Annotated in this window: 25 protein-coding genes; 4 read left to right on the top strand and 21 right to left on the bottom strand. The window is 48.4% G+C overall.

Annotated features, from left to right (window positions below):
• Window positions 1-52 precede the first annotated feature (52 nt).
• The 3 genes from O9139_RS04215 to O9139_RS04205 all read right to left on the bottom strand — a co-directional run bounded on the left by O9139_RS04215 (window position 53) and on the right by O9139_RS04205 (window position 3,860).
• Complete coding sequence (locus O9139_RS04215) at window positions 53-1,414, bottom strand: extracellular solute-binding protein (protein WP_270878202.1); 1,362 nt, start codon at window positions 1,412-1,414, stop codon at window positions 53-55.
• Between the two features lie 128 nt (window positions 1,415-1,542).
• Window positions 1,543-2,919, bottom strand: a complete 1,377-nt coding sequence (locus O9139_RS04210) for a 6-phospho-beta-glucosidase (protein WP_270878201.1) — start codon at window positions 2,917-2,919, stop codon at window positions 1,543-1,545.
• Window positions 2,916-3,860, bottom strand: coding sequence for a carbohydrate kinase family protein (locus O9139_RS04205; protein ID WP_270878200.1), 945 nt, complete (start codon window positions 3,858-3,860; stop codon window positions 2,916-2,918). The genes O9139_RS04210 and O9139_RS04205 overlap by 4 nt, the downstream gene beginning before the upstream one ends.
• Before the next feature lie 234 nt (window positions 3,861-4,094).
• Here O9139_RS04205 and O9139_RS04200 point away from each other — a divergent pair, with 234 nt between their 5' ends.
• The gene (locus O9139_RS04200; RefSeq protein WP_270878199.1) at window positions 4,095-4,826 is read left to right on the top strand and encodes a GntR family transcriptional regulator; all 732 of its coding nucleotides are present in this window, start codon (window positions 4,095-4,097) and stop codon (window positions 4,824-4,826) included.
• Between the two features lie 78 nt (window positions 4,827-4,904).
• Here the strand turns inward: O9139_RS04200 and O9139_RS04195 are convergent, their stop codons facing one another.
• The 8 genes from O9139_RS04195 to O9139_RS04160 all read right to left on the bottom strand — a co-directional run bounded on the left by O9139_RS04195 (window position 4,905) and on the right by O9139_RS04160 (window position 12,550).
• Complete coding sequence (locus O9139_RS04195) at window positions 4,905-6,281, bottom strand: family 4 glycosyl hydrolase (protein ID WP_270878345.1); 1,377 nt, start codon at window positions 6,279-6,281, stop codon at window positions 4,905-4,907.
• Between the two features lie 50 nt (window positions 6,282-6,331).
• Window positions 6,332-7,060, bottom strand: a complete 729-nt coding sequence (locus tag O9139_RS04190; RefSeq protein WP_270878198.1) for a glucosamine-6-phosphate deaminase — start codon at window positions 7,058-7,060, stop codon at window positions 6,332-6,334.
• Between the two features lie 12 nt (window positions 7,061-7,072).
• Window positions 7,073-7,981: an ROK family protein gene (locus tag O9139_RS04185; protein WP_270878197.1), complete on the bottom strand. Its 909-nt coding sequence runs from the start codon at window positions 7,979-7,981 to the stop codon at window positions 7,073-7,075.
• Between the two features lie 188 nt (window positions 7,982-8,169).
• Window positions 8,170-9,297, bottom strand: a complete 1,128-nt coding sequence (locus tag O9139_RS04180) for an ROK family transcriptional regulator (RefSeq protein WP_270878196.1) — start codon at window positions 9,295-9,297, stop codon at window positions 8,170-8,172.
• Window positions 9,298-9,353: 56 nt separating this feature from the next.
• Window positions 9,354-10,271, bottom strand: a complete 918-nt coding sequence (locus tag O9139_RS04175) for a nucleoside hydrolase (protein ID WP_270878195.1) — start codon at window positions 10,269-10,271, stop codon at window positions 9,354-9,356.
• A 94-nt stretch (window positions 10,272-10,365) separates the two neighbouring features.
• Window positions 10,366-11,769, bottom strand: coding sequence for a S16 family serine protease (locus O9139_RS04170; protein WP_270878194.1), 1,404 nt, complete (start codon window positions 11,767-11,769; stop codon window positions 10,366-10,368).
• A gap of 164 nt (window positions 11,770-11,933) precedes the next feature.
• Window positions 11,934-12,254, bottom strand: coding sequence for a hypothetical protein (locus O9139_RS04165; protein ID WP_270878193.1), 321 nt, complete (start codon window positions 12,252-12,254; stop codon window positions 11,934-11,936).
• Between the two features lie 146 nt (window positions 12,255-12,400).
• On the bottom strand, window positions 12,401-12,550 hold the full coding sequence (locus tag O9139_RS04160) for a hypothetical protein (RefSeq protein WP_270878192.1): 150 nt from the start codon (window positions 12,548-12,550) through the stop codon (window positions 12,401-12,403).
• A gap of 131 nt (window positions 12,551-12,681) precedes the next feature.
• Here O9139_RS04160 and O9139_RS04155 point away from each other — a divergent pair, with 131 nt between their 5' ends.
• Window positions 12,682-14,409: a sulfatase-like hydrolase/transferase gene (locus O9139_RS04155; protein WP_270878191.1), complete on the top strand. Its 1,728-nt coding sequence runs from the start codon at window positions 12,682-12,684 to the stop codon at window positions 14,407-14,409.
• Window positions 14,410-14,497: 88 nt separating this feature from the next.
• Here the strand turns inward: O9139_RS04155 and O9139_RS04150 are convergent, their stop codons facing one another.
• Entirely contained in the window at window positions 14,498-15,004 is a 507-nt protein-coding gene (locus O9139_RS04150) for a DUF402 domain-containing protein (RefSeq protein WP_270878190.1), read from the bottom strand.
• A gap of 62 nt (window positions 15,005-15,066) precedes the next feature.
• Between O9139_RS04150 and O9139_RS04145 the strand changes: the two genes are divergently transcribed.
• Both O9139_RS04145 and O9139_RS04140 read left to right on the top strand, forming a co-directional pair.
• Window positions 15,067-15,372 carry a Dabb family protein gene (locus O9139_RS04145; protein WP_270878189.1) on the top strand — a complete coding sequence of 102 codons (306 nt, stop codon included), beginning with the start codon at window positions 15,067-15,069 and terminating at the stop codon, window positions 15,370-15,372.
• A 165-nt stretch (window positions 15,373-15,537) separates the two neighbouring features.
• Window positions 15,538-16,425: a fructose bisphosphate aldolase gene (locus O9139_RS04140; RefSeq protein WP_270878188.1), complete on the top strand. Its 888-nt coding sequence runs from the start codon at window positions 15,538-15,540 to the stop codon at window positions 16,423-16,425.
• A gap of 89 nt (window positions 16,426-16,514) precedes the next feature.
• On the opposite strand, the gene O9139_RS04135 is transcribed toward O9139_RS04140, so the two are convergent.
• The 9 genes from O9139_RS04135 to O9139_RS04095 form a co-directional block, all read right to left on the bottom strand.
• The gene (locus tag O9139_RS04135; protein ID WP_270878187.1) at window positions 16,515-17,018 is read right to left on the bottom strand and encodes an LURP-one-related/scramblase family protein; all 504 of its coding nucleotides are present in this window, start codon (window positions 17,016-17,018) and stop codon (window positions 16,515-16,517) included.
• A 91-nt stretch (window positions 17,019-17,109) separates the two neighbouring features.
• The gene (locus O9139_RS04130) at window positions 17,110-18,039 is read right to left on the bottom strand and encodes a methylenetetrahydrofolate reductase (protein WP_270878186.1); all 930 of its coding nucleotides are present in this window, start codon (window positions 18,037-18,039) and stop codon (window positions 17,110-17,112) included.
• A 170-nt stretch (window positions 18,040-18,209) separates the two neighbouring features.
• Window positions 18,210-19,109, bottom strand: a complete 900-nt coding sequence (locus O9139_RS04125; protein ID WP_270878185.1) for a LysR family transcriptional regulator — start codon at window positions 19,107-19,109, stop codon at window positions 18,210-18,212.
• Window positions 19,110-19,116: 7 nt separating this feature from the next.
• Window positions 19,117-19,422 (bottom strand): hypothetical protein, encoded by a 306-nt coding sequence (locus tag O9139_RS04120; RefSeq protein WP_270878184.1) that lies wholly within the window; start codon window positions 19,420-19,422, stop codon window positions 19,117-19,119.
• 245 nt (window positions 19,423-19,667) lie between these two features.
• On the bottom strand, window positions 19,668-20,792 hold the full coding sequence (locus tag O9139_RS04115) for an ABC transporter permease (protein ID WP_270878183.1): 1,125 nt from the start codon (window positions 20,790-20,792) through the stop codon (window positions 19,668-19,670).
• On the bottom strand, window positions 20,789-21,778 hold the full coding sequence (locus O9139_RS04110; protein ID WP_270878182.1) for an ABC transporter ATP-binding protein: 990 nt from the start codon (window positions 21,776-21,778) through the stop codon (window positions 20,789-20,791). The genes O9139_RS04115 and O9139_RS04110 overlap by 4 nt, the downstream gene beginning before the upstream one ends.
• Window positions 21,779-22,465: 687 nt before the next feature.
• Complete coding sequence (locus tag O9139_RS04105) at window positions 22,466-24,208, bottom strand: aromatic amino acid hydroxylase (protein WP_408638358.1); 1,743 nt, start codon at window positions 24,206-24,208, stop codon at window positions 22,466-22,468.
• 218 nt (window positions 24,209-24,426) lie between these two features.
• Window positions 24,427-25,335, bottom strand: coding sequence for an NAD(P)-dependent alcohol dehydrogenase (locus tag O9139_RS04100; protein ID WP_270878180.1), 909 nt, complete (start codon window positions 25,333-25,335; stop codon window positions 24,427-24,429).
• Window positions 25,336-25,609: 274 nt separating this feature from the next.
• Window positions 25,610-26,641, bottom strand: a complete 1,032-nt coding sequence (locus O9139_RS04095) for an NADH:flavin oxidoreductase/NADH oxidase (protein ID WP_270878179.1) — start codon at window positions 26,639-26,641, stop codon at window positions 25,610-25,612.
• Between the last annotated feature and the right edge of the window lie 75 nt (window positions 26,642-26,716).

Raw genomic sequence — 26,716 nt, 5'->3', positions numbered from 1 at the left:
GGTTAGGAGCAGCTAACCACTTTTTCGATCTAGATATCGTTATGATCAATGATTACTGGGCCTTTTTAATCGCCTCATTGATTTTTTGGGCTGCGTCGTCCAGGGCCGCTTGCGGCGTTTTGGAACCGGCAAGTGCACTAAACACTTCAGTCGATAGGATATCCGCCCACTCCACATAGCCTGGGCCGTTAGGACGGTTTTGACCATATTGGAACTGTGCTAAAACTTTATCGATGGTGTTCGTCGGATCTGCCTTTTTCACGTCTTGATCATTATACAGCGACTGCAGAACAGGATATTGTCCTCTATCGATGAAATTCGGCTTTTGGAACTTCTCGGAAGACATCCATTTCAGAAAAGCGAGAGCTGCTTGCTTGTGTTTACTTGCTTTCATCAAAGCGATCCCTTCGGAACCCGTTACGGTAGCGGATACGACATTGCCTTCACCTGGGAGCAGCCCGACATCGGTTTGGTTGACGACCTTGGATTTGGCGGGGTCGTTCAATTCAGGGTACATGCCTTCCCAGTTTGACATCATGGCAATTTTTCCCGCTTCAAAGGCATGCTTCACATCGTCCTCCGTCCACTGGAGACTTGCCGGGTCAATTGTTTTATCATTGCGGACGAGGTCGGTCATATATTGCAGCGCTTTGACCGCACCAGGGGAATTCGCTACAAAGTTACCATTTTTATCGAAAAACTCACCGCCGAAGGAGTACACCATGCCAACGAAGTCGCAGTTCAGCCCCTCCGCTTGTTTCCAAGACCAACCGGATGCATAGACGCCATCCTTGGTAAGCTTCTTGGAGGCTTCACGGAATTCGGTCCAAGTTTTCGGTGGCGAGTTGATGCCCGCTTTTTTCAATAAATCATTATTCCAATAAAAATGCTTGGTACTGGAAAAATAGGGTACAGCAGCCAGTTTATTATTGTACATAACGGAACTAAGCGAAGATTGAGTAAATTGCTTCTGCGTGTCTGCCGGCACAACACTCGTTAAATCCTCAACGATATTCCCTTTCAAAAATTGCCCTGCCCAAATCGTATCCATCTCTACTAGGTCGATATCGGAGGAATTGGATAGTGCTGCAGTCGTAACTTTTGTATACAGCGAGTTATAGTCCACCGCAATGACATTGAGCTTAATTCCCGTGTCTTCCGTAAATTTATTCATCATTTTCGCGACGGTGCCATCGTTATCGACAGCCAATACAGTGACTTTTTCATTTTTGAGCGAAGGATCGTCTGTTTTCGCCCAATTTAAAGCGCTTTCAGTAGTCTTTGTGTCATTACTGTTTGGTTTGGAGTCAGGAGCAGTCGTTGCGCTTTGAGGAGCTGGACTACAGCCAGTCATCATTGATACTACAATTAACGCGCTTAGAAAAAACTTTGCTCGTACATGTTTATTCATCATAAAACCCCTCCTGAAAATTAGTAATAACAACTTAACTTAAACGTACTATTTATTGTAACAAATTGTCAATATGTATTCCTATTTTTTACATTCCGCAGCCCAGCTTTGGGCTGCGGCATAAACATGCTTTACTGAAACATCGGTAGATAAGCTTTATGAACCTGCAAATATTCATCAAACATAGATTTCGCTACGGTAAATGAGGGCACCAAAGGATGGACAGTCAGAGCGTTCAACCCCGCTTGGTAATCTCCCTTCACAGCGGCTTCAACCGTAAGCCGTTCATAGGTTTTGACCGGGTGAATTAGGGCCATCGCCATATCGGCGATTTGGCCAACGGAAAGCGGGGTCGGTCCATTCTGATTGACAAGACATGGCACTTCAACAACATCGTCATCTTTCAGTCCAGCAATCGTCCCCCGGTTCGGCACATTCAACGTCAGCACTTGCTGCTTGTTTAAATGAATGCCTTTCATCACATTAATGGCCAGGCCTTCATACCCTTCCTCTTCGAATTGACTATGGACAGGAGCTTCCTGCTCGTGGATATTATGTACTTCTCCAGAAGTCTCCTTAGACATATAAGTACTCGAACGTTTATCCAAGGTTTCTTTGTAGTCCATCCAAGCTTCCTTGAGCTTACCTTCACGAACAAGGGGAGCAATGCGCTGTAGCAGAGGTCGGTTCAGCTTCACGATTTGCTCGCCTCGCGTCTCTCCGGATTGCAAAATATGTCTCACAGACCGGTCATGGTAATAAAAATAATACAGATATTCGTTCGGCAACATGCCGATGTTCCGAATCAGTTCCTTATCAAAGAAGCTAAAAATGTGTGCCGATTTAGCAAGCTCTTCAAAACGGTCCAACAGCATCGGCATTTGATCTACCCCGTCCAGATGTACTTTGGGTACCCAGCCCAGATGGTTCAAGCCGTAATAATCGACTTGCAACCGGGAAAAGTGGACGCCCAAAAATTTGCTAAGCGCGTTCTTAATCCCGGCATGGGCATCGCAAATGCCGATAACCTTACAGTGGCCGTACGTGTTCATAGCTTGTGCAAGCAAACCGGACGGATTACTGAAATTAAGCAGCCAGGCATTCGGTGCCACCTCATGAATGATGCGCGTATATTCAATCATGACAGGGATCGTTCTCAACGCCATTGCAAAGCCGCCAGGTCCTGTCGTTTCCTGGCCTAATACGCCATATTTCAAAGCAACGCGCTCATCGTTCACCCGGCTTTCTTCCTGCCCGACGCGAACTGCAGAAAAAACAAACGCCGCTCCTTGCAATGCTTCTCGGATATCCGTCGTGAATGTGACGCGAAAAGAGGCCTGCTTCGTCTGCGCAATATATTGGGAGAGGCTCCCCATGATATGTAAACGTTCTTCATCAATGTCATACAGAGCCACTTCATCGAACTGCAATTGTTCAGAATGACGAATGAGTCCATTGACCAGCAAGGCTGTTCGCATGCCTGCGCCACCTAAAACAGTTAATTTCATTGTCGATGTCCCCCTTGATATCGTGGAATGAATGGATAAAGTTCAGCCTGCACTTGTTGCCAAGTCGGCGAAGCCGCCGTCCCTCCTAATCCCTGGACCGACTTTGCACCGCAATAATTCCCAAGCCTAACCGCATCAGCGATATCCCAGCCCTTAAGGATGCCCGTAAGCAGCCCCGCTAGGAAATTATCCCCAGCTCCCGTCGTGTCGATCGGATGTTCGACCAAATAGCCGGGAATACGATCGATGCCCCTTGCTGTTTTTAACAGAGCTCCTTCTGGCCCGAGTTTAATGATTGGATGTTCAACAAGACTTTGCATCACTTCGATGGCTTCCTCAGGTGTGTCGGTTCCGGTAATAGCCAGTGACTCCGGCAGGTTTGGCGTAAACCAATGGCCTAGCTTCAACAGTTCCTTCAGCTCCGAACTATAGATCCACTCGTCATCCCAACCGATGTCAAAGACGATCGACATCCCTTTGCTGCGTGCCTTCTCTATGACGGGCACAAACTCGGGACGAGCGTTGACGATCAGCATCCTCGCTTCCAGCCTCTCTAAGGCGTCCAGCAGATAAGACTGATACCTATCGGTATCCAGCGGATCCTGGTAGGTGACAAATGCTCGATCCCCTTGACTGTTAATAGCCGCCGTTACTTGTCGGAGCGGATGATCCACCGAGTATGCATAGGAAGAAGAAACGCCTTCGTTTTCCAGTTGGCTTCTAATAAAATGGCTTAAGAAATCGTTTCCAAGCGGAGCCAGCATCGCCGGCTTCATACCCAATCGTGCCATCGCAACCGATGTAATGTACGTACTCCCGCCACAAGTAAATTCGAAACCTTGACTGAGCACTTCTTTGCCAGGTGACGGCATATGGGGAACAGCGGAGAAAACGATATCCGTAAATATGGGACCACAAATCATTACATCAAATGTCCCCACTTCTGACTCCTCCTGACATCATTTGAGCTTATCTTTTTTCGATCAGCGAATCATATTGTAATGACATTTAGTATAACTTTACCATGTTGTTACTACAAATTGAGTATATGATCACAATAAATATAAGTCAATACCATTTAGGCAAAAGATAGATTATAATAAAACATGTCTCATAACTTGAAAATTGGTAATAACATCTATCAATTCGTTGAATACATGGAGGAACATATACAAATGTCGGAAGGAAAACAGGGAACGTCCTTATATTTCATCGTAAAAGAAAAGCTGCTTGCCTTGATTAAATCAGGAACGTATAAAATTGGGGACCAATTGCCTACTGAATTGGAGCTTTGTCAGGAATACGATGTCAGTCGTACGACGATCAGGCTGGCGCTGCAGCAATTAGAATTCGAAGGGTTTATTCAAAAGGTTCAAGGCAAAGGAACTTTCGTCTCCAAACCGCGAATTCGAGAAACGATCACGCGAACCATTCGAACGTTCGTGGAACAAATGAAGGATCTGGGGCTATCCTATCAATCCCAGGTTCTTGAGTTGATTTTGATCCCGGCTGACTATTCACTCGCAGAAACGCTCCACATTGAAGAAAACGATCCGGTTGTCAAATTGGTTCGTGTCAGAAACGCAGATGCTGAGCCTTTGCAATATGTAACATCGTATTTGCCCTGGAGAGTCGCTCCCGGGCTCGTTAATGACGATATCTCTGGATCATTATTCGATCTCTTAAGAACGAAATATAAAGTAAACATTTGTAGAAGCGTCGAATCCATCGAACCGATACTAATTACAGAACATATTAGCCAATATTTGGAGGTCCCTGTGGGCTCCCCAGCCTTTTCTGTGGAATCGCTAACTTATTCGGATGAAGGACAACCGATTGAATTCTCTTGCGGAATTGTCCGGGGAGACCGCTTTAAGTTTACGATGGAACGCTTCGAGAATAAATAGACATAAATAGACCAGCCACAAAGGGTCAGGATTAAAAAGAAGCCCCTGACGGGGCTTTGTGTTCGAATCCTTCACCGTTTATCTCCATTGAAGATCAGGAAGAATATCTTTCTGCAGTTCGCACATCTCGTCGATCATCGCACAAGCCTGGTAATAAGTCGGCGCAGCAGGATCAAGCAGGACCGCTTGCAATAGCTTTGTTTTGGATTGTTCGATAAAAGCTTCCAGCAAAAGCTTATGGATCGTTCCTTGTATGTGGATGGTACCGATCACTGCTGTCGGCAGCTCGACGGTCATCGGCTTCAAGGCAATACCGCGTCCATTGACAATCGCTTGCGTTTCAACAACCATATCGTCAGGAAGCCCTTTGATCGCGCCCTGATTAGGCAAGTTTACTGCATTCACTTGAATCTCATCATCAAAGAAAATCGCTTCGATAATCGGAATCGCATATTCGTGACTTGCTTGAACTTTTGCTTTATCGTACGTGTAAGCCTGTTCCACCCAGGCCCCCTGCGTCTGCACCGTCTCATACAGCTGTTTATCCAGACTTCTACCATTCGCGCAGTATACAAAATCCGGCGTTCGCGATCCTTTCTTCCACAATTGCTCCCTCATCGGATCATATCGGAATTGCAGCGACAAGCCCGCATAGAAATCCTCTGCAAAAGAGACGTACTCTCCGCAATGATTCGTCCCCGGATACGGGTAATAGCCGTATATCTGGTACATCGTTCTGGACAATGCCATGTGGTCAAACTGCGCCAACCGATTGGCCTGCTGTTCTTTTTCGTGGAATAGCGGGTATAAGTCTTTGCCAGATGCTTTATCCCAAATTTTGGTGAAGAAGCCGAAGTGGTTCAACCCGCCGCCTTCAACGCCGATTTCTTCAGGTTTCATTTCCAAAAACTCGCACAACTGGTCAATCCCCATATCGAGACCATGACAAAGTCCTACGATCTTAATAAACGTCAGTTTGGAGATCGCTTCAACCAATTTAGCTTCCGGATTCGTATAATTGATGAACCACGCATCTGGACATACGCGTTCCATCGTCCTTGCAATTTCAAGCATCGGACCTAAATTGCGCAGCGTATGAAACATGGAGCCCGGTCCGCCATTCTCCCCGTAAATTTGCTTGCTTCCATAGCGGCGAGGAATGTGAAAATCTTGAGACCAATAGAAGTAGCGGTCTACTTCAATGGCCACAATGGCAAAGTCAGCAGCCTGGAGCGCTTCCTCGAGATTCGTCGTTTGCCAGAGGCGGGCCGGATGCGCGAAGGATGCGAACATTTCTGCCGCATAGGCATAGGTCCGATTGACATGCTCCTCTTTGATATCCATGAGCGCGATTTCCAGCTCCACTTGCGATTTCAAACGCGAAGACAAGACGATATCCTGCAAAGCACCAAGAGCAAATGAAGCGCTGCCCGCTCCGATTAAGGCAATTTTCATCTTTTTCAAAGTTTATCGTCTCCTTTAATATATAACTTTAGACGTAAGCTTCACGCCTTTAACAAGCTTGCTGCAGCAGCATCCAAGCAAACATGCACATTCGGATGCTGCTGTAACACCGTAACTGGAACCTCGTTCGTTACTTCACCATGCAGCGCTTTTTGCATAATATCGGCCTTCTTCAAGCCATCGGCGATGAGAATCACCGTTTCGGCCTCCAGCATATGCTTGATGCCAAGCGTAATGCCCATCTGAACTTCTCTCGGCTCGGTAAAATATTTCGCCGAAACCTGCTTCGTCACTGCGTCGAGTTCGACGACGTGTGTATAGGTATCAAAGCCGGCGCCCGGCTCATTAAATCCAAGGTGACCGTTCATGCCGACACCGAGCAGCAACACATCTATATGACCGTGAGATTGAATCAAGGCATCCATCTTCTCACATTCAGCTTGCAAATTCGCACGCTTGGCATCAAAGAAATGAATACGCTGCTCATCAATTCCGCAAGGCTTAAAAAAGTGTGCGTCCAGCGTTTGCCGGCAGCTGCCTTCGTCCGTCCCATCCAGCCCAACCCACTCGTCGAGACTGATGAAATGGCACGCTTCAACGTTCACTTCACCCTTTTGAACCGCTTTCACTAAATGGGTAAACGTTCCTAACGGCGTATTGCCTGCGGCCATGCACACGAGCGAATCCGGCTTCTTCTTCATCAATTGAATGATCATTTCAGCGGTTCTCCGGGACATCTCGTCATAATTATTGTCCACATACAAGTTCATCGCGGTTACTCCTTATTTCATATTCAGCTGTTCATTAGCAAAAGCTGCTGCTCCGACCGCCCCCGCCTCTTCGCCAAGCGAAGTCAGCTCGATGATCGTTGCAATCGGGGTAAAACGAGCAACCGTGGATCGAATCGCATCCAGTACGGCCGGAAGCGACTGCGAAACACCGCCGCCTAGAATGACCTTCTGTGGATTGAGCAGACTCACCATATTCGCAATCCCCATCGATAAGTCTTGGACGAACGCTTTGACAACCCGAACTGCTTGAGGCTCTCCTTGCCTGTATAACTCGAACAGCTCTTGCGCCGAATAACCGTGCTTGGACAAGGCGACGCCTGAAATCTTTTTCTCAAACAATCCAAAATCCCCGAAAGCGTTCTCATTTTGGTTAATAACATCTTTATCCATCACCAGATAAGCAACTTCTCCAGCCATATAACCGCTGCCTTGGATCAAGGCGCCGTTTGCGACTATCGCACTCCCTACTCCAGTGCCAATTGTAATAACAACAAAATCGTTCACATTCTTTGCCGTTCCGACCCAACGTTCGCCAAGCGCCGCACAGTTCACATCATTGTTCACATAGATCGGTTTATTTAAAAACCTCTGAATCTCAGCTTTGAATGGCATGTGATCCCATTTGAACGCAGGCGCTTCAATGACGGTACCTTCTTTACTATCCGTAATCCCCGGGACCCCGAAACCGATCGCGGCCACTTGCTCCATCGTTACAGCGCAGGCTTGCAAACAGGCCTTAATTTGCCCTGAAATCGCTTCAAAATCGACCGATGTGCCTACTTTTTGCTTGTAAACCACATTTCCATCCCGGTCTGTGATGACCGTTATCATCTTCGTTCCGCCGATATCGACGCCGATGACGTATTGTGCCTCCGAACGCTGCTGGCTTTCATCATTCATATTCACCATAAGCTTCCTTTGAAGTCACCTCCACTTCACATTCAACGAATGATTGAGGACAAGTTAGTTTGTTCGAAGCGCGTACTAACTAAACAATAATCCGATATTTTCGTTATGTCAATGCTAAAACTAACTAACTTTTGGGTTTCGCATATAAAAAAAGACCCGCCGCCGGCGAGCCTTTCTTCCTAAATCAGATCCTTCTCTTCGTCAAACGTATAGGCAATAACCCCTAGAACACCTGCTTCCGTTCCGACTGCTGCCGTCTCGATCGTTGTGCGGATCGGGGTCATTTTGTTGACATTAAATTGAATATCCGCGAGTACGGCGGGCAAGTATGCCGCAACCTCTCCGCCAATAATCACTTTTTCCGGATTCAACAGACTGACCATGTTGGAGATACCGATTGATAAATGCTGGATAAATCGCTTTACCACAACAACAGCACGTTCCTCACCTTTTTCATAGGCTTGAAACAACGCTTGCACGGATGTTTCACTCTCAGCTAGCGCTTTGCCGGAAATCTTGTTCTCAAAGACCCCGAATTCACCCATCTCATTCAGCCGATCACCGGCAACATCTTCTTCCATAACGAGATATGCGATTTCTCCAGCCATGAAGTCCTTCCCATGAACCAGATTTCCGTTCGCCACAATCGCACTGCCTACGCCTGAGCCCAAACCGATGTAAATGTAAATAAAGTCGTCCAAATCCTTGGCCCCGCCAACCCACCGCTCACCCAAGGCGGCACAGTTCACATCATTATTGATATAAACCGGCTTGCCTAAGCGCTTCTTCATTTCCTCAACAAAGTGGACATTGGTCCATTTCAGGGCCGGCGCATCAACAATAATCCCATCCTTGCTGTTCGTCAGTCCCGGAATGCAAAATCCGACCGCGATCACCCGATCCATCGAAACGGCGGCCTTCTCGATGCTTTCAAAAATGCAGTCTTCAATTCGCTGAAAATTAAGGCCTTCATTCCACCATTCATTCCATAGCACATTTCCGTCCAGATCGGTCATGCATATGCGCATTCCACTTTCTTTCAATTCAACGCCTATACCGAAGCCTGACTGCGGATTAAAGCCAAGCTCAATCGCCCTCCGCCCGCCTTCTCTCGTCGAAGAACCAAACCCTGTCTCGACAACAAACTTCTTGGAAATCAATTCATCCACGATGGCTGACACAGTCGAACGGCTAAAACTCAGCTTCTGCGCAACCTTCGCGCGGCTTATAGGCTGCTCTGAACGAATTGTTTCCAACACAAGATCACGGTTTATTTTTTTAAAATACTCCAAATTCCCCTTTTTCACGTTCGCTTCTCCTTGAATATGAATCGTTCCGTTAGATTTCCTTTCGAGTACGTTCGTTATTTTCCAGCTAGCTTTGCAAACAAATCTTGAAATACCTTGTCTCTGTTAACATAACGAACATACCGAATGAAATGACGTGTTGCATCGAAACTCCAACGGAAATCTGACGATAGAATCGGACTATGTACAATATCGCTTGGCAGCCAGGCGTCATTATTCAAGAAGGCAATCGTTGAAATATCCCATATAACACGCGAATACCCGACGTGGTTGTCATGGCAATTTTTATACGTTTCATATAAATATCGCCCGATCTCCCCCTTGTCCATCACATAATCGCGTACCTCCGACAAGGTTGTTTGCAGATGTGAAGCAACTCCCATGCAAGGCATTAGGATCAGCGGCACTCCGCAATTGAGCACGGTTCTGGACGCATGCAGATCCTGAGCCAGATTGAATTCCTTGGTATCCGGCCAATGCAAAGCATGACCGCCAAGCCAAATGACAACGATTTTCCCGATAATCGCCGGCTCCATAAGGATGGCTGAGGCTACATTGGTGATCGCCCCGATAGCAACAACATATAGAGGATCATCCGCACCGCGAGCCATCGCTCTCTCTACCAGATTCCGCGCCGCTTCACTCTCCACTGGCACTCCTGCATCTGATAAATAGGAATCCGAACCTCTGTAAACAGGAACACTCTCCACTTTTCCCATGATGGACAGTATCTTCTTTAGCTCGTTGTAGCTTTTCTCCATGCCATCTCTCGGTCCTGAGGAAAGTGAATTGAAGAACGGGGCTGCATAGCACGCTTCAACCTGAATCTTATCTTGCGATTGTAAGGCATAAATAACCGCAAATTGATCATCAATCTCGTTGAACGTGTCTGTGTCTAGCACAATGCTTACTTTCCCTTGAGGCGGCTGTAATCGTCGAATCAGCTCTTCCTGCGGCAATGTTGAAAATGACATCGCAAACACTCCTTTTACGAATATTCTTTAAAGACCTGTATTCGCTATTCCTCGAATAAAGACCTCTTCGGAATCAGTAAAAAGTGAATGACTCTTATTTAGGGTGAGCGCGAAGCCATTTCAATATATCATCTAGCGAACGAACAGGTACGATTTGCAGTTCCGGCGCACCTTTTCTCGCATCGGCTTCATTCTCAACGGGAACGAAAAATACATCCGCACCTGCCCTGTTCACCGTATAAGCTTTCTGCTCCACTGCCCCGACAGGACCAACAACGCCGTTTTGCCCGATCGTACCCGTACCCGCAACACGATTTCTGTAGGTAACACCGCTCGGCGTGAGTTGGTCAATTAGCGTGAGCGCAAGCATGGCGCCATGCGACGGTCCTCCTTCATGAAGTAAATAGTTATGATAGATCACCTTTTCAGGAATGTCATATTGCAAATCTTCACTGACTTGAACCCCAAAAACAGCCCGTGAGGGATTATCCGTACTACGACGCGTTCCCGTTTTAAGCATCAAGCGCTTGCTGCCGCGGCGCACGAGCACATCAACTGGATCGCCCGGCTTTACCACCGACATCGAGTCGGTCAAATCCTGCAACTTTGAAACCAACCGGCTATTCAACTGTTCAATGACATCGCCAACTTGTAAAATGCCTTGGACAGGACTGCTTTGCTCGATAGCCGTCAGGAGTACGCCATCCGAGGTGATTCCTTTCCCTAAACCGAGCTTTTGAAAAGCAATCGCACTACCCGCAGCGTTCGCATCCGCTTTCATTGACTGAGATTGCTGGTTATAGACCCCCAAAGAAACCCCGAGCTTTTCGATCGGCTCGAACGTATAATGAGGAAAAAGTTTGGCATACACCCAATCAACAGGAAAAGCAGGCCGCTCGAAAACGAGTACGCCGGAAGTCTCACCATGCACACCCCCGCCGTTCACCGCTGCGTACCGATTCATGTTCATTGTTACCCCTGGATAGGTAACCAAGTAAGCAGTTGGCCAAAACAAAAAGGCTAAAATACAAAGGATTCCCAAAAAAAAGGTCAGGCTCTGAGTGGGAAGCTTACGCCAAGCACGTTCACTGAAAAATAGGTCGACAAAAACGAGCAGCCATACGATCCCTAGAGAACCGACCGAATATTCGATTTGTTTCGGAACTGTTATGATGGCTATGACCGCCAGCGCTCCAGACACGCATACGGCTCCACTTCGCCATACACGCCAGCGCGATTGAATGACGGAAACTTGTTTGTTTCCCGCTCCCCCAAGTTGAACATGATATCCCCTAGCAGAAAAGATGTTAAGCAACGCGCCAACGATCCAACACAAAGGTACGAGAACAATGATAAATGCAAAAAAATCAAGGCCATCCAGCCAATAAAAACCGTTCCCTAACCGGATAGGGTCGGGAAGCCATATTAATTCGCCAATCACAGATAGGATGATGGCTAAAAGCATGCCGAAGTAGTAGGTTTTCTGCCAGCCTCTCATTGAACAATGACAACCTTTCATTGTGTTATTTGATCGATAGACGCAATTTTTCGCAGAAAGTTTCAGCTGATATATAGAAAAAAATAGCCATAGCGCATATAGAATTTGGATTTCAGCGCCGTGGCTATGTATGGAAGCTTTTAAAATACATCTGCCGAAAAGCCCTAGTGCATAAACGTATCGTTCCTTTGCCAGGAGCCGCCTTCATCCGTACTTCTGTAGCACATCGTTGCTGCTTGCAGCGCCCCCCGTGCGGCTTCCTGAAGCGTCGCATAGCGGTTCTCCATCGCAGTCGCTGACAAGGGCCCTGCATTGTCCGCCCCCCGATAATAATGGCTGAGCTCATAAAAATATGCGCCCTCCGGGTTCTTAAGGAGGTGAATACCTATATATACGCCATCGACTCTGGCTTTTAAAGATTGGACAACCTCATGAACGGACTCAATATCTGCGTGAACATGCTCAAGCTCTGTTAAATCTAACATCGTATGCCTCCGTAAGTTCATTAATCTTCAAGATCAAGCAGGACAGGTTATGATCCTGTGGATATTTTATCCATAAAAAGATAAAAAAACACATGTGTCAAAGGGAGTCATCTCCTCAGAGTCAGCATGCGTTTCATTGGCAATCGTTATTGCGTGTTTCGCGATTTATCTTTCTTCCCGTCCTCAATCGAATAGGCCATGCCACCGTTGCGGGTATGATCCAGGACCACATTCACTTCTTTGGATTGCCCGGATTCCGGATCGTAAGATGTGACTGTATCTTTTTGCTCATCCATGTTACTCACCTCCGCCTAATAGACTGCGCATCTTGCGAAGGATCCATTCTTTTGCAAGTCAACATTTTCCGATGTTTATTCTTAAGCCCGTTGTCATATATAGTACAAAACGAACTACGGGGTGAACCGTCATGAGCCCAATCGGACAACGACCGAATATACTCGTCATTCTTGTTGATGAGGAGCGATACCCGCCTGTATACGAAAGTGCGGCTACCCGGGAATGGCGTCAACATCATCTCGTCGCCCACGAGCGCTTAAGAGCGCACGGCCTCGAATTTCATCGCCATTACATCGGCAGCGCTGCTTGTTGCCCCAGTCGGGCTACTTTATTTACCGGGCACTATCCATCGCTTCATGGTGTCTCCCAGACGGACGGCATCGCCAAGCGAGCTTATGATTCCGATATGTTCTGGCTAAACCCGCATACGGTGCCCACGATGGGCCATTATTTCCGCGAGGCCGGCTACCGGACGTTCTACAAGGGCAAATGGCATATTTCGCACGAGGATATCGTCCGTCCCGGTACCCACCAAAGCTTGCCGAGCTATGAGCCGGTCACCGGCGTTCCTGATCCAAGGAAGGAACAGCTATATTTGCATGCGGATCCGCTCGATGAATACGGCTTCTCCGATTGGATCGGTCCGGAACCGCACGGCACGAATCCCCGCAATTCCGCTTCCTCAGCCGGGATCGGCGTGAGCGGCCGCGACATTGTGTACGGGGAGGAAGCAGCTGCGCTGATCGAGACACTGGACCGACAAAAACAAAATGGCGACGACAAGCCTTGGCTCCTCATCGCCTCATTCCTCAATCCGCACGATATCGTGTTGTACGGTGCCTTAACCGCGCTTCATCCGATGTTCAATTTCGCCGTGGAACCGATGCCTGATCCGCCCCCTTCGCCGACGCAGACCGAATCGCTGCATACGAAGCCAAGGTGTCAGGCGAGCTACCGGGATACGTATCCGCAAGCGCTGCAGCCGATTTGGAATCAAGTGCATTACCGTCAGCTATACGAACAACTGCAGAAAAATGCCGATCAGCAAGTCAATCGGGTGCTGGAGAGTTTAATGCAGTCCTCTTTTTACGAGAATACATATGTCATCTTTACATCTGATCATGGCGATATGCTTGGCGCTCACGGATACATGCATCAGAAGTTTTACGCTGCCTACGAAGAAATCATTCACGTTCCGCTAATCGTCCATCATCCGCGCCTTTATGACGCGCCTCGGCAGTGCGAGAAACTAACGAGCCACCTGGACCTCCTGCCGACCCTGTTAGGCTTGGCCCAGGCCGACGTTAGCGAAATCCAGCTCCGTCTGCAAGCGAGGTTTAGTGACGTGCATCCGCTGGTCGGCAGAGACCTTTCACCGCTCATTAACGGTCAGCAGGATGAGCACGAGATTCCGGAGGAACCGGTGTATTTTATGACGGATGACGACGTAACCCGCGGTCAGCATCAAGTCAGTCCGCTCGGCATTCCGTATGCATCTGCGATCCAGCCGAACCATATCGAGACGATTTTGCTCAAAATCATCCGCAATCAGGCGCAGGAGCTCTGGAAGTTTACCCGGTACTTTGACAACCCGCAGTTTTGGAGTGTGCCAGGGGTTCGGGATGTTCAGCTCACAGCCAGCACGGCTCTCGGCGAACATCCTTGCATCAAGACGATCAAAACTGTGCCGGAGCCGGAAGAATATGAGCTCTATAATTTGACGGAAGATCCCATGGAGACGCGGAACCTCGCCTACCCGGAATACGCGACCGATGAATCTAGAGCAATTCAAGCTTACATGGCGCGTGAGCTTCAGGCGCAGCGGATGCGCAAGCGTCTCGTGCCTGCGCGAGCTTAAAGCGCGGCGGACGCCATACGCGGCTTTACATGGCAATTAGCGGAAGTGCTGCTTCCGCTATTCCCTTACTTATTACGAAGCGGCCCCGTCACTTCGGAATACGCGAAATGAACGTTTCAATCGTCCCGTCAAAAGGAAACAACTGATCGCGAACTCGCTCCTGCAAGTTCGTCAGCTCATGCCTCGCCCGAACGATCAAATCATCGGGATACGCATATCGAATGGCGTTGCTGGCGAACTCGTCTTCGTCGACCACCAACCACTGCCCATTTCTTTTCACATAATCCAAATCCAAATCGACAAAAGAAACCGTTGTGCCTTCCAGCTTGGCAGGCTGGTTGATATTGCAGTAATATTGATCGATCTTTCCATCGACAATGTTCGCGCTTACCGTAAACCAGGAAACAAAGGAGAAGAATTCAATCGTCCAAGCATCCATGGTGAACACTTTTTGTTTCGTAAAATGGTTCAGCTTCCTGCCGTACTCGCCAAGAACAAACAGATATTCAGCAGTTTCTTCCAATAAAAGGGTATCCCATTCATAATGAGGCCTGTCACCATATTTCAAAGCCCGAATCGTCATACGTTTCTCCATGCTATCATCCTTCAATAAGAAATATGTTACAATAAACAAAAACAAAACAGGAGTGACGCCACATGTACGAGCATCTTGTCATTTTTAAATTCAATGAACACCTCACCCCGGCCAAACAGCAGGATCTGCTGGACCAGCTCCTTGCCTTCCGCAACCAGATCCCCGGCATCACAGATATGAGCGCAGGCATCAATGTGACCGAAGAGACAGCGAATATTCACGGCTATACCCTTGGACTACGGGTGACATTCGAGAATCTCGAAGCGCTGCGCGCATATGGTCCACACCCTATTCATCAAGCTTTCGTGAAATCGCTTGGCGGTATTTTGGACAATGTGATCGTGGTCGATTATAGCACAGATAACTAACATTTCGACCGTTTCCTGCCCTTTCCGAGGTCAGAAACGGTTTTTTCTTTTTGATTGCTGGCATGCATGAAACATGCCAAGACAAATTTGTGTTTACAGATAAACATGCTATACTAAAATGGTTAATGTTGGAATTATATTTTAGAAGGAAAGGGAGATACAACGATGAATACCACACAGCTCGAACGAATCCACTCAGGCAAGGGCTTTATTGCAGCCCTGGATCAAAGCGGCGGCAGCACTCCCAAAGCATTACAGCAATACGGCATCCAAGAAGACCGCTACTCCAACGCCGATCAAATGTTTGAAATGGTTCACGAGATGAGAACTCGCATCATAAAAAGCCCGGCGTTTGATTCCGAATACATACTCGGCGCTATTTTATTTGAGAACACAATGGATCGCACCATTGACGGTCAATTTACCGCTGATTATTTGTGGGACAAGAAGGGCATTGTACCTTTCTTAAAAGTTGACCAAGGGCTCGCCGAGCTCGACAACGGCGTTCAGCTCATGAAGCCGATTCCAGGACTGGACGAGCTGTTGAAACGTGCGGTTGAGCGACATATTTTTGGCACAAAAATGCGCTCGGTGATCAAAGAGGCCAACCCGGCCGGCATTCGCCAAGTCGTCGAGCAGCAATTCGAGCTGGGCAAACAAATCGCCGCGATGGGGCTTGTTCCGATTATCGAGCCTGAAGTTGACATTTACAGCGCAGATAAAGCAGCGTCCGAGAAGCTGTTGAAAGACGAGCTTATCCGCCAGTTAGCTTCCCTTGACCAAGATGTCAAGATCATGCTGAAGCTCTCCATCCCGACGGAAACGAATTTCTACAGCGATCTGATGCAAGATCCGCATGTGATTCGCGTTGTTGCTTTGTCAGGCGGATACTCGCAGGCGGAAGCCAATGAGAAACTGGCCCAGCATCAAGGATTGATCGCCAGCTTCTCGCGCGCTTTGTCGCAAGGGTTAACGTTCCAGCAAAGCGAAGATGAATTTAACACGATGTTGGCCAAGTCCATCCATGACATCTACGAAGCTTCGATCCAATAAGGACTTATCCACCTTTTCTTAAAAGCAGCCCAAACAGGGTGTCCTGAGCCAATTTCACGGCTTTTGGGACACCCTCTTTCTATGACCTGCTAAATGGTTCCAGCATTCGCGGCAGAGCTTTGTCTTTTTTGAATCGCATACATCCCCATAATAACCGCCACCAGCTCATAGCTATCCAACTTGGTGCTTGTATGATCCAATCGAAAAGCGCCTGAGCTAAACATGCCGTTGACTTGGCGGAAATGGGCAAGCTCGGTGCCGGATTCATCATGAATCGCATACTCTCTTGACATGAACGAACCTACGAGATCGTATCTGCCTCTTCCCTCTGCTTCATAGGTGAATTTCTTGGAGAGAAAAGAAAATCGCACGCGCAACACACCCAACTGCCGCTCATCGGCATCGCAAACCTCCCAGCGGTTCGAGAAGAAGGGAAACCTTCCTTTACACAACATCCGGCCATCTGCGCCGTACACATCGATCGCTGAAGTAAATGCACTCTTGAGATCAATCTTACCCACCTGTTGTTCTTGTTCATTTAAAATTTCCGTGATTCCAGCACTAAACAAGCGATCCTTAAAATACAGCTGCATGCCAAGCACCTCCTGCTAACATTAAATACGAAAAAGAAGTGCCGTTGTTTCGCTTCTACAACAGAAAAAGGCCCCATTCGGAGCCTATTTGTCAGACATGCAATTTTCGATCGATCATCGCTCTAATATCTTGAACCAATTGAATCGACGCTTCGATCTCGACCTTCCGCGTGGACACGCTTTCGATGCTGCAGCCAATAGGGATACCCTTCTCCAGCCCGAACTCGAAAATTTCTTCAAAGATTTTTTTTGTTAATTGGATCGACTTGTCCAACACATCACTGGAATAAATCAACTCATTTTCTAACCATGACGGGATCCGAATGCCCAGCCACTTCATGAAATCCAGTGTTTTCGGCGAACCGCAAGGCGCGAGGTTAAATAAGATCGGGACCATTTCCAACCCGTTACTCATGCAGTGGTAATAATATTCCGATAGGAAATTTTTGGAGTTTTCCACATCATACGTCGCTTGCGACACAAAAAACTTGCACCCGCTCTGCACCTTGCTCATAACCCTCATATGCTCATCGTTCTTCTTCATGTGCCTTTCCGGAATGACGACGCCCCCGAAAGTCAGATTGTCATTATGATGTTGGCTTAGCTCGTAAGCGCGCGTCAGATCCAAATGTACCGCTTGTGAATGCGAGGAACTGCCCACGTATACTGCAAACCGGTCGCGATCGTTATCCATTTTGACCCAATCGGCGAACTGATCCTCCGAATATTTGCCTACACAGCGATAAATAATTTGATCATAAGGCAAGGACTGGAAATACGTTTCACTATACGTCAAGGGATCCAGCGTCGGCAAGTAAGGAAAAGGTCTTTCATGCTCAATCCGATCGGCTTCGTCCTGGACATCATAAAGAATTAAAGCGTCAATTTGCAGTTCTTGGATCCGTGCCAATTGTTTCTGGGAAATTTCCGCGATTTTTTCCGGTGGATGCGTCGCCTTCGGCGGTGTCATTCCATATGTTAAAATGCCGGCTTGTTTAGCCGCAATTTTCTCTCTAAGCATACTTGCTCCCCTTCCGTATTGGCATGCCCCTCCAAGTCAGGAAGTCATGCAAGCCCCTTCTTTCATTGGTATACAAAAGGTATCACAAATAGGCAATCATGCTGTAATTCCATTAACATATATCTAGCTATAGCTTAAAGCTATAACAAGCAGCGGAAAAGCCCCTTTCATCATGAAATGGACTGTTGCAAGGCATCGATGTAGGCCGCCCCCAGCTTCGTCAGCAAGGCGTTTTTGTGAGAGATCCATCCCACATGCATGCTTTCTTCACAATCCAAAGGCACAGGAATGATTTCATTGCCGTTTAAATCAGAAGGCAGGACCCCGGTGGAAATCGTATATCCATTCAAGCCGATCAATAAATTGAACAATGTTGCCCGATCCGTTACGCGAATGCTCTTTTGATGCGAGAGCGTACTGAGAATTTCCTCGGAAAAATGAAACGAGTTGTACTCCCCTTGATCAAAGGACAAGTATGGATAGGGTTCAAGTTGTTCGATCGTGACGATCGACTGCTGGGCCAGCGGATTTTTAACACTGATAAAAATATGCGGCTTCGCTGTAAATAAGTGGTTGAATTGCAAATTCGCCTCTTTCAGCATCTTGTGAATGACTTTCTCATTAAATTCATTCACATATAAAATGCCGATTTCACTGCGCAGCATTTTGACATCTTCAATAATTTCATACGTCTTCGTCTCGCGCATGGCCAATTCGTATTCATCCTGCCCGTATTCCTGGACCAGCTTCACAAAGGCGTTTACCGCAAAAGCATAATGCTGCGTGGAAACCGAAAAATGCTGCGGTGAGGGCTTGGCGTTCCGATAGCGGTTCTCGAGCAGTTCCGCTTGCTCGACAACTTGGCGCGCATAACTTAGAAACTCGACCCCTTCCTTCGACAAGGAGATCCCTTTATTCGATCGATCGAAGATCGAGATCTGCATCTCTTCTTCCAAATCCCGGATCGCATTGGAAAGGCTGGGCTGCGTAATAAATAATCTTTTGGCAGCCTCATTAATCGAGCCCCGGTTCGCGACCTCTATGACATATTTCAACTGCTGTAAAGTCATCGAGCCTCTAACCCTCCGTCACATCCGCTTGCAAAGCGCTGGCAACCTCCATCATCCTGGGAAGAACCGCCGGATTGCTGCCGGAGACGTAAATATCGCCCTGATAGTAGCGAAAAGGAATTTGCACATCCCCATACCTCCACATGAAAAAATCGCCTTCAATGGACATGGTTGTCGCGCCTTTTACCGTAAACACCGATGTATACGTAAAATCAGACTGCGAGGCGAAATACGCTTTGCAATCCTCCAAAGATATCAATTTCTCAGGATTGTGCTCTTGGAATTCTCTTGTCAGTCTATAGCGTTGACTCATTTGTAATCTCCTCCATTATCGTTCCAACATAGCTACCACCATTCATTATTACTCATCTTGAAAAAATGAGCAAATGGAAGGCAGACGGCCCCCGATCACCGCCTGCCTGTAAATGATGTGTATCGCGTCCACGACTTCAACATCGTCTTCACATCCGCTCCGCCAACGATCATTTTGTGAATATCTTCGTTGACCAGTTGACGCGATGTGTTCCAACCGTTATGAGGCGGTTAGAGCCTTTGCTTTTAGTCCCAGCGAAACGTAAAGCTTGCGACGATGAAGGCGACGATCGCCCAGCCGCCGAGCACGGCAGCCTGCATCCACAAATCGCCGAACCCAGCGCCAACATTCATCACTTGGCGAAGCGCCGTCGACAAGTGTGCGATCGGCAGCACGTTGACCACGGCTTGGAACGCCGCAGGCATCGAGTTCGTCGGAAAAAACACCCCGCCCAGAAACATAAGCGGGAAAGAAATAACCCCGGCAATCGGCCCAGCCGATTCCGGCGATTTCGCCAAGCCGGCGATGATAAAACCCACCGCCATGAAGGCCAGCGTGCCCAGCACGATGAAAAAAATGAGCAGCCACCACGAGCCGTTCACTTGCGTGTGGAACAGCAGGCTGCCGATCAACACGACGAACAACGCCTGGGCGCTGTTCAGCAGTAAGCGCGCCGTAATTTGAGCGGCGATAAACGTCGGCGCCTGCAGTGTCGTGCTTTGCATCCGCCGAAGCACGCCCCGCTCGCGCCAAGAAGAAATCTGTCCAGCGACACCGTTCAGGTTGTTGGACATAATCATCATCGCGACGATGCCCGGCACAAGGAAGTCGATATATTTTAAATTCAGCGAACGCACGCCTTTACCTTCAACGGTTACCGCCGGCTTATACTGGGTGATCTTTTTGCTGACACCATCAATAAGCTGCCCGATCACCGCAAGTCCGACGTTCGCTCTGGATGCATCGGTCTCATCGTAATAGACTTGAAGACTCATAGGATTAATCACGCCCGAAGCCGTTGAAGAAACGGCAGCGATTTGCCCGCCATATCCGCTTGGGATCACGATGACAAATTGCTTATCCCCTTTTTTGAGCAGCTCTTGCGCCTGCGACTCATTCGCACTAACAACCGCTTTCAATGGCGATAAGGAAGAATCCTCCAAAGCAGCAATAAGCGACTGCGACTGCGGGGTCGCATCTTGATCGACGATGACCGTTTCAAACGACATGCCGCCCCCTTTGCCGACGAATGAACCCAGCATGACCATGAGCAGAAGCGGAAACAACAGGGTGAAGAACAACATTTGGCGATTACGGGCAAAAATACGGAGCTGAGCAAGCGTCAATTGAATATAAGCAGCAACATTCATTCCTCTCTCAAGCTCCTCCCTGTCATGTGGATGAACACGTCTTCGAGGGTCGCTGTCCTCGTCTGCAGCTCATCATAGGCGATTCCGGCTTCGCCGGCTTTTTCGATAAAGTCAATGAGCGAGGCCTGCAAATTGTCGGTATACAAGACGAACGCATCTAGACGCGAATCGACCTGTTTCACTTCCGCGACTGATTGCATGAGCTGCAGGAGCGATGTGCGCTCCGCTTCTGGCAAGCTCTCGTAGCCGGAGAGCCTAAACTCAATGGCGTTGCCGGAATGCAGGCTGCGCACGAGGCGATGCGGGGTATCGAGGGCAATTACTTTTCCCTGGTCCATCAGACAGATGCGATCGCAGAGCACGTGCGCTTCATCCATATAATGAGTGCTTAAAACAACCGTTTTGCCCTGCTCCTTAAGCTTAAGAATAATATCCCACAACGTCCGCCTTGCTTGCGGATCTAGACCCGTCGTCGGTTCATCCAGGAAGACGACCTGCGGATCATTCACGAGCGCGAGCGCAATCGCCAGCCGCTGCTTTTGACCGCCGGACAAGTGCTTGACACGATCATTCATCTTCTCCTTCAAAATCATAGCTTCAAGCAGCGGCTTCACCGGCAGCGATTTGGGATAAAAGCTTGCGTACATGCGAACGATTTCCTTCACTTTCAGCAAGTCAAACATCGACGTCGATTGCAGCTGTACGCCGATCACTTCCTTCACCTTGCGCAAATCTTTCTGCGTATCGTAGCCGGCGACTTTCGCCGAACCGCCATCTGGGCGGCGGAGCCCTTCGATCATCTCCATCGTCGTCGTCTTCCCTGCGCCATTAGGACCAAGCAGTCCTAACACTTCTCCGCGCATAACGGTAAAATGGACACCATTGACCGCCGTATGGGCTCCGTATTTTTTGACTAAACCTTCTGCAACGATGATCGGTGCGCCTGTTTCGCCGGCGGCTTGGATTGCTTCAGCAGCGCTTCTCATTTTCACACTCCTTTTTTTATAAATGAATCTAATGACCCACCATATTATAACATTTTACGTTAGAGTCATGCTTCGCTTCCCCTAACTCACCCGTAACAAACCTTTGACAAAACAAACTATGCTGATCGCCCACAACATGCCAAACGCGGCAATTGAGCGTGAGTGAACCTCTTCTTCCTTTCCACCCCGCCGAAGCCGTATCCAAATGTACCGACAGTATGTATAGCTAGTCCAACTAGCAACCATTGTTGCTGTATACCTAGAGTTACGCCCAGGATTCGAAGTGACTAATAGCACTTATATGACCAGAAAACACAAAACAGTAGCATGAATGGAAGAAATTGGTTAGTTAAAGTAGTACTTAGGTGGCGAGACACGGATACGGGGGTTAGCGTGGGATTTCGAGATGAAGCCGATATGCGGGATCAAAAGGGGGCTATTAAGCTTGTGAAACAAGCTTAAATATATGATACGAGCAAGCTAAGGAGGCAAGGCTGAGCGTTAGCTTTGAAATAGAACGCTAAGTCAGTCGGCGCCAGCAAAGTTGTCATTTTAAGCGCGAAAAACAAGCTTAAACTTGGGAGCTGCCCAAGTAAGCTCCTCCCACCCTGCCCCGCGCGCGAGCTCAACAGCAAAATATGCCGCTAAGCTCAAGCACGCGCACAGGACTTCTTACAACGATTGCCGTCATTCGCCCGGATAAATAATAGATAACCCATTACCTATTAGATTTGTCAACGAAGCCACTTTGCTCAACGCCTGAAGCTCCTCTCCCAGCGATACTTCCATCTCCCTCATGGCCGGGTTAGCAGCAGCCAGCTCCAGCAGCTCCAAGCGCAGCAGCCAATCATTCGGATACGAACGGCCAAGCGCTTCATGAATTTCGCGAAGCTCCTGTACATTTTCCGCCAAAGGACCTCGCTCTCTTAATGCTGCCACATGCTGGTACAAAACTTCCAGATCCGTCAGCGATGCAGGAGCATCAGCAATCGGCTCAGCCACCTCAACCTTCAGGACAGGCGCGTCATAGTAAGAAGCTGGATCAGCCGCTCCTGGATAAGCCGAAACAATCCGTGAACCGACTGCCATATCATAGGTGCCCCATTCTTTTTTAAAAAGAACCTCATCCTTCCATGTCACCGTACATTCCTCGAAGGAAACAAGGATCACACAAGCCGCGCTCCTCATAATCCCGGCCACTCTGCCTGATACTTGAATGCCGCTCTCAAAGATAATCTCAGCGAACTGGCCTTCCACAACGCCCAGATCCGCCAGAGCTTGATCGTCGCAATGCTCCAGTGCAATCTGCCCTTGCAGCAAGCCAAGCGGCGTACCAAACCCCTTGGCATGGTAATCTTTCCCATGACCTGGCAGCTGATGATGATTCACGCTTAGCGCAGTCTCACCGGCAGTATGCACATAGATGGCTTCGCCGTTCTCATCCTTCCTCAGACTGTCGACGATTCCTGTCACACAGATCCCGGAATTGAATTCGCAGGTAGCGACATTTCTCGAACGGAGCGCTTTCTCCAGACTTTCCGTGCCGCCAACCCGGAACGCCATTGTGCTCGCTAACGATTCCACGCCTTCCATTAATTGTTTAAAGCTTTGACATACAAAAAGTTGGCTCTGCATCTCCGTCACAGGCTTAGGGCTGGCGACACAAGCCTCTACCGAGTACGGTATTTTCTCGACCGCATCCGTAAAGCAATGCTTGCTTTCACCAACCGAAGATAACAATCCCGCGCCGTAAATTTTCGGATCGTTCACATCCCCTATTAGCCCATATTCGACTGTAGCCCAAAATAAACGCGACACTTTCTCCGCCTCTGACAATCCGACGATCGCTTTCTGCTTCTCTTCTGCAAGCTTCTGGGCTGCCGCTTTTTCTTCCAGTGTGGATTGCGGATTCTCCATGACAATGGTCAACTGCCGAAGCGCCTCAAACGCCTCCCGCCGCTCTTTCATAGAGAATGCTTTCGCACCAACCGCTCCGATCGCCTGCACATAAGCTCGATACGCCGGATCAAATAATATTGGCGCATGCCCCGCCGCTTCATGGATGATATCCGGTGCCGGTGTATACTCAATGTTCGTTAATTTCCTAATCTCCGTAGCGATCGGCAATATGCCATTGGCCAGCAATTCATAAAATACGGAGCCGGGTACAAGGCCATTAACGATGATGGCGCCCCAGCCAATTTTGGCCAAACAGTCGTTCATCTCGGAAACACGGGGTATTTTCTCCGTCCCAATACCTGACTGTAAGAGTCCGTCAACAAATGCAGTATGCGCTTTATCATGTAAAGCATGATGGTTCTGACGCATCACATAGCGCCATACGGCGTGATCAATGGGGGTATAACGGTCATAATGCTGCTCGGCTTCATACGGCTGTAAATGAGTTGGAATTCGTTTCATTTCATTCATCAACTCCTTATTATGCTACACATTCTTAAGTTGTAAGCCCTTACAAAATCTTATACCATCCTATTCATGAGCGCCTCCCTATGCCTCCTCAGCATCTATTTCACATTCCTTTTTTCATTATATTTCCATTCCTCCTAATCAGCAAAAACATGCGGCATCGTGCGCCCGTATTGCCGCATGTTCGCTTTAATTCAGTGAAACTCAGCCCCGCCGTGCACTCACACAGTGATAACGACGTTCCCGCGTTTGTGCCCTTGCTCGACATAAGCATGTGCTTCAGCCATCCGCTCCAACGGGTAGCTGCGGTCAATAGCCGCTATTAGCTTGCCCATCTCCATAAGCGTCTTCAGCACTTCCAGATCTTCTTTGCGCACCTTCGCGATTCCCTGGCCGTCAACGGTCACAAAGACCCCATTTGAAGCTAATCCTTTTCTTCGCTTAAACTTCGGTATTTTTCCCACCGCATCAAAAATAAGATCATAGTTCACGCAGGTCTCAAGCCAATCCTCCTTCGTATAATCAATGACCCGATCCGCACCCAGCGATCGGACCAAATCGATATTCGAAGTACTGCATACGCCGGTCACTTCCGCCCCCAAATATTTGGCTAGCTGCACTGCAGATGTCCCGACAGAACCGGATGCGCCGTAGATGAGAACTTGCTGCCCCTTCCGAATCTGTCCTCTTCTAAGAAAATATAGCGCAGTCGTTCCCCCGGAAAGAATCGCAGCCGCCTCTTCATAGGACGCATTGTCCGGTTTCACCGCGACCAGTCCGTCTTCCGGTAAGCAAATGTATTCCGCATGGGCGCCAAAGCGCATGCCTGGGAAGGCAAAAATTGGATCACCCTTTTGAAATCGTTTCACATTTTTACCAATCGCCACAACCTCCCCAGCCAACTCCACGCCCAATATGGCTTTTCTAGGTTTAGTGATTCCCAAAAACAAGCGCATCGGGAGCCAATACGCGGCGGGGCTGTTAAAACTCCGGACTCTGCAGTCCCCTGCAGTGACGGTTGTCGCATGAATGCGCACTTGAATTTCATCGTCTTTCGGCGGCTTTGCTCCTACCTCCACCAGCTTTAAAACATCTGGTGACCCATATTTCGTGCACACGATCGCTCTCATGACCATCCTCCAGACTCCATTTGGCTCGCAGGATCCCGGCAATTGCCGATCCATCTGTACGTTTCCAAATATATTCCAGCTGCAGACTTTGATGTCCTAAATAAAAAAAGACACCGCTATGGTATTCCCCCTTTTAGTAGACAAGAAAAGGACATCTGGTAAGATGAACTTAACCTTGTTGAAAGGGGATAATACCGCTAAGGTGTCTTTCTTGGTGTCTTTCTTGGTGTCTTTCTTGGTGTCTTACCTGCTCTTTCTCTTTCGCTTGCTTGCGTTATCGCACGTAAATCCCTCTAGCATACTGAACCGGAGGTTCCACTTTTCTAGTAACGGTTCTCAAGGCGTGCATGCTCCAATAAGGATCATCCAGCATGCCGCGGGCAACGCCTACGAGGTCGGCATCGCCATTTGCCAGCGTAGCCTCAGCGAGCAGCGGATCTTCCAATTTGCCGACGGCAATGACAGGAACGTCTAACGCCTGCTTGTACGCCCGGGCAAACGGAACTTGATAACCTGGGTGATTGCCGGGTTTCAACACCCCTGGAGGCGCCTCGCCACCGCTGGATACGTGAAACATATCCACACCGGCCGCTTTATATTTCTTCGCGATGGCAAGCGAATGCTCTAGGCCATATCCGCCATCCATATATTCGATGGCCGAGATTCTTAGGATCAACGGCATATCCGCAGGCATCACGCTGCGCACCGCTTGAATAACCTCAACGCCGAAGCGTGATAAATCTTGGCCGTATTCATCCGTCCGTTGATTAATGCCCGGCGAATGAAATTGATGCATCAAATAACCGTGTGCGCCATGCAGCTCGATCGTGTCGAAACCGGCTGCAACCGCTCGCCTTGCAGCCTCTTTGAATTTGTTGACCATATCTTTCACTTCTTCAGTAGACAGCGCTCTCGGCGGGGTTAAGTTCTCGCCTTGCACAGGGATGGCCGATGCGCTGACAGGCTGCACGGCATCCTGTGCTTTACGCCCTGCATGTGCAAGCTGAATGCCGATCTTGGAGCCGTATTTATGCACTTCATTAACGATCCGCTTATAAGCAGGAATCTGCTCATCGGACCATAAACCCAAATCTCGGTTTGTAATCCGGCCGTCAGGTTCGACATCAGTCATTTCTATAATGATCAGCCCTGTACCGCCAACGGCGCGGGATACATAGTGAACGTAATGCCATTCATTCGGCGTGCCATCTTCGGCATCTACGGAATATTGACACATCGGAGCCATCACGATCCGGTTCTTGAGCATCAAATTTTTTAGAGTAAAAGCTGTATCTATAGTAGTCATGGAATCACTCCTAGTCATGTAAATAGGGACATCATGCCCCTCTTATTTTAATGGTTATCGAAATATAAAACAAGC

It is taken from the genome of Paenibacillus aestuarii (genome assembly GCF_027789125.1).
In the GTDB taxonomy this organism is placed as follows: Bacteria; Bacillota; Bacilli; order Paenibacillales; family NBRC-103111; genus Paenibacillus_E; species Paenibacillus_E aestuarii.
The sequence above is the reverse complement of the archived record's forward strand: the minus strand, read 5'-3'. Positions and strand labels throughout refer to the sequence as shown.

What these genes read in the sequence shown, in the direction of transcription:
- O9139_RS04215 (WP_270878202.1), bottom strand. Translation starts at nt 1,414, where the DNA reads ATGATGAATAAACATGTACGAGCAAAGTTTTTTCTAAGCGCGTTAATT.
- O9139_RS04210 (WP_270878201.1), bottom strand. Translation starts at nt 2,919, where the DNA reads ATGAAATTAACTGTTTTAGGTGGCGCAGGCATGCGAACAGCCTTGCTG.
- O9139_RS04200 (WP_270878199.1), top strand. Translation starts at nt 4,095, where the DNA reads ATGTCGGAAGGAAAACAGGGAACGTCCTTATATTTCATCGTAAAAGAA.
- O9139_RS04195 (WP_270878345.1), bottom strand. Translation starts at nt 6,281, where the DNA reads ATGAAAATTGCCTTAATCGGAGCGGGCAGCGCTTCATTTGCTCTTGGT.
- O9139_RS04190 (WP_270878198.1), bottom strand. Translation starts at nt 7,060, where the DNA reads ATGAACTTGTATGTGGACAATAATTATGACGAGATGTCCCGGAGAACC.
- O9139_RS04185 (WP_270878197.1), bottom strand. Translation starts at nt 7,981, where the DNA reads ATGAATGATGAAAGCCAGCAGCGTTCGGAGGCACAATACGTCATCGGC.
- O9139_RS04175 (WP_270878195.1), bottom strand. Translation starts at nt 10,271, where the DNA reads ATGTCATTTTCAACATTGCCGCAGGAAGAGCTGATTCGACGATTACAG.
- O9139_RS04170 (WP_270878194.1), bottom strand. Translation starts at nt 11,769, where the DNA reads ATGAGAGGCTGGCAGAAAACCTACTACTTCGGCATGCTTTTAGCCATC.
- O9139_RS04165 (WP_270878193.1), bottom strand. Translation starts at nt 12,254, where the DNA reads ATGTTAGATTTAACAGAGCTTGAGCATGTTCACGCAGATATTGAGTCC.
- O9139_RS04160 (WP_270878192.1), bottom strand. Translation starts at nt 12,550, where the DNA reads ATGGATGAGCAAAAAGATACAGTCACATCTTACGATCCGGAATCCGGG.
- O9139_RS04155 (WP_270878191.1), top strand. Translation starts at nt 12,682, where the DNA reads ATGAGCCCAATCGGACAACGACCGAATATACTCGTCATTCTTGTTGAT.
- O9139_RS04150 (WP_270878190.1), bottom strand. Translation starts at nt 15,004, where the DNA reads ATGGAGAAACGTATGACGATTCGGGCTTTGAAATATGGTGACAGGCCT.
- O9139_RS04145 (WP_270878189.1), top strand. Translation starts at nt 15,067, where the DNA reads ATGTACGAGCATCTTGTCATTTTTAAATTCAATGAACACCTCACCCCG.
- O9139_RS04140 (WP_270878188.1), top strand. Translation starts at nt 15,538, where the DNA reads ATGAATACCACACAGCTCGAACGAATCCACTCAGGCAAGGGCTTTATT.
- O9139_RS04135 (WP_270878187.1), bottom strand. Translation starts at nt 17,018, where the DNA reads ATGCAGCTGTATTTTAAGGATCGCTTGTTTAGTGCTGGAATCACGGAA.
- O9139_RS04130 (WP_270878186.1), bottom strand. Translation starts at nt 18,039, where the DNA reads ATGCTTAGAGAGAAAATTGCGGCTAAACAAGCCGGCATTTTAACATAT.
- O9139_RS04125 (WP_270878185.1), bottom strand. Translation starts at nt 19,109, where the DNA reads ATGACTTTACAGCAGTTGAAATATGTCATAGAGGTCGCGAACCGGGGC.
- O9139_RS04120 (WP_270878184.1), bottom strand. Translation starts at nt 19,422, where the DNA reads ATGAGTCAACGCTATAGACTGACAAGAGAATTCCAAGAGCACAATCCT.
- O9139_RS04115 (WP_270878183.1), bottom strand. Translation starts at nt 20,792, where the DNA reads ATGAATGTTGCTGCTTATATTCAATTGACGCTTGCTCAGCTCCGTATT.
- O9139_RS04110 (WP_270878182.1), bottom strand. Translation starts at nt 21,778, where the DNA reads ATGAGAAGCGCTGCTGAAGCAATCCAAGCCGCCGGCGAAACAGGCGCA.
- O9139_RS04105 (WP_408638358.1), bottom strand. Translation starts at nt 24,208, where the DNA reads ATGAATGAAATGAAACGAATTCCAACTCATTTACAGCCGTATGAAGCC.
- O9139_RS04100 (WP_270878180.1), bottom strand. Translation starts at nt 25,335, where the DNA reads ATGAGAGCGATCGTGTGCACGAAATATGGGTCACCAGATGTTTTAAAG.
- O9139_RS04095 (WP_270878179.1), bottom strand. Translation starts at nt 26,641, where the DNA reads ATGACTACTATAGATACAGCTTTTACTCTAAAAAATTTGATGCTCAAG.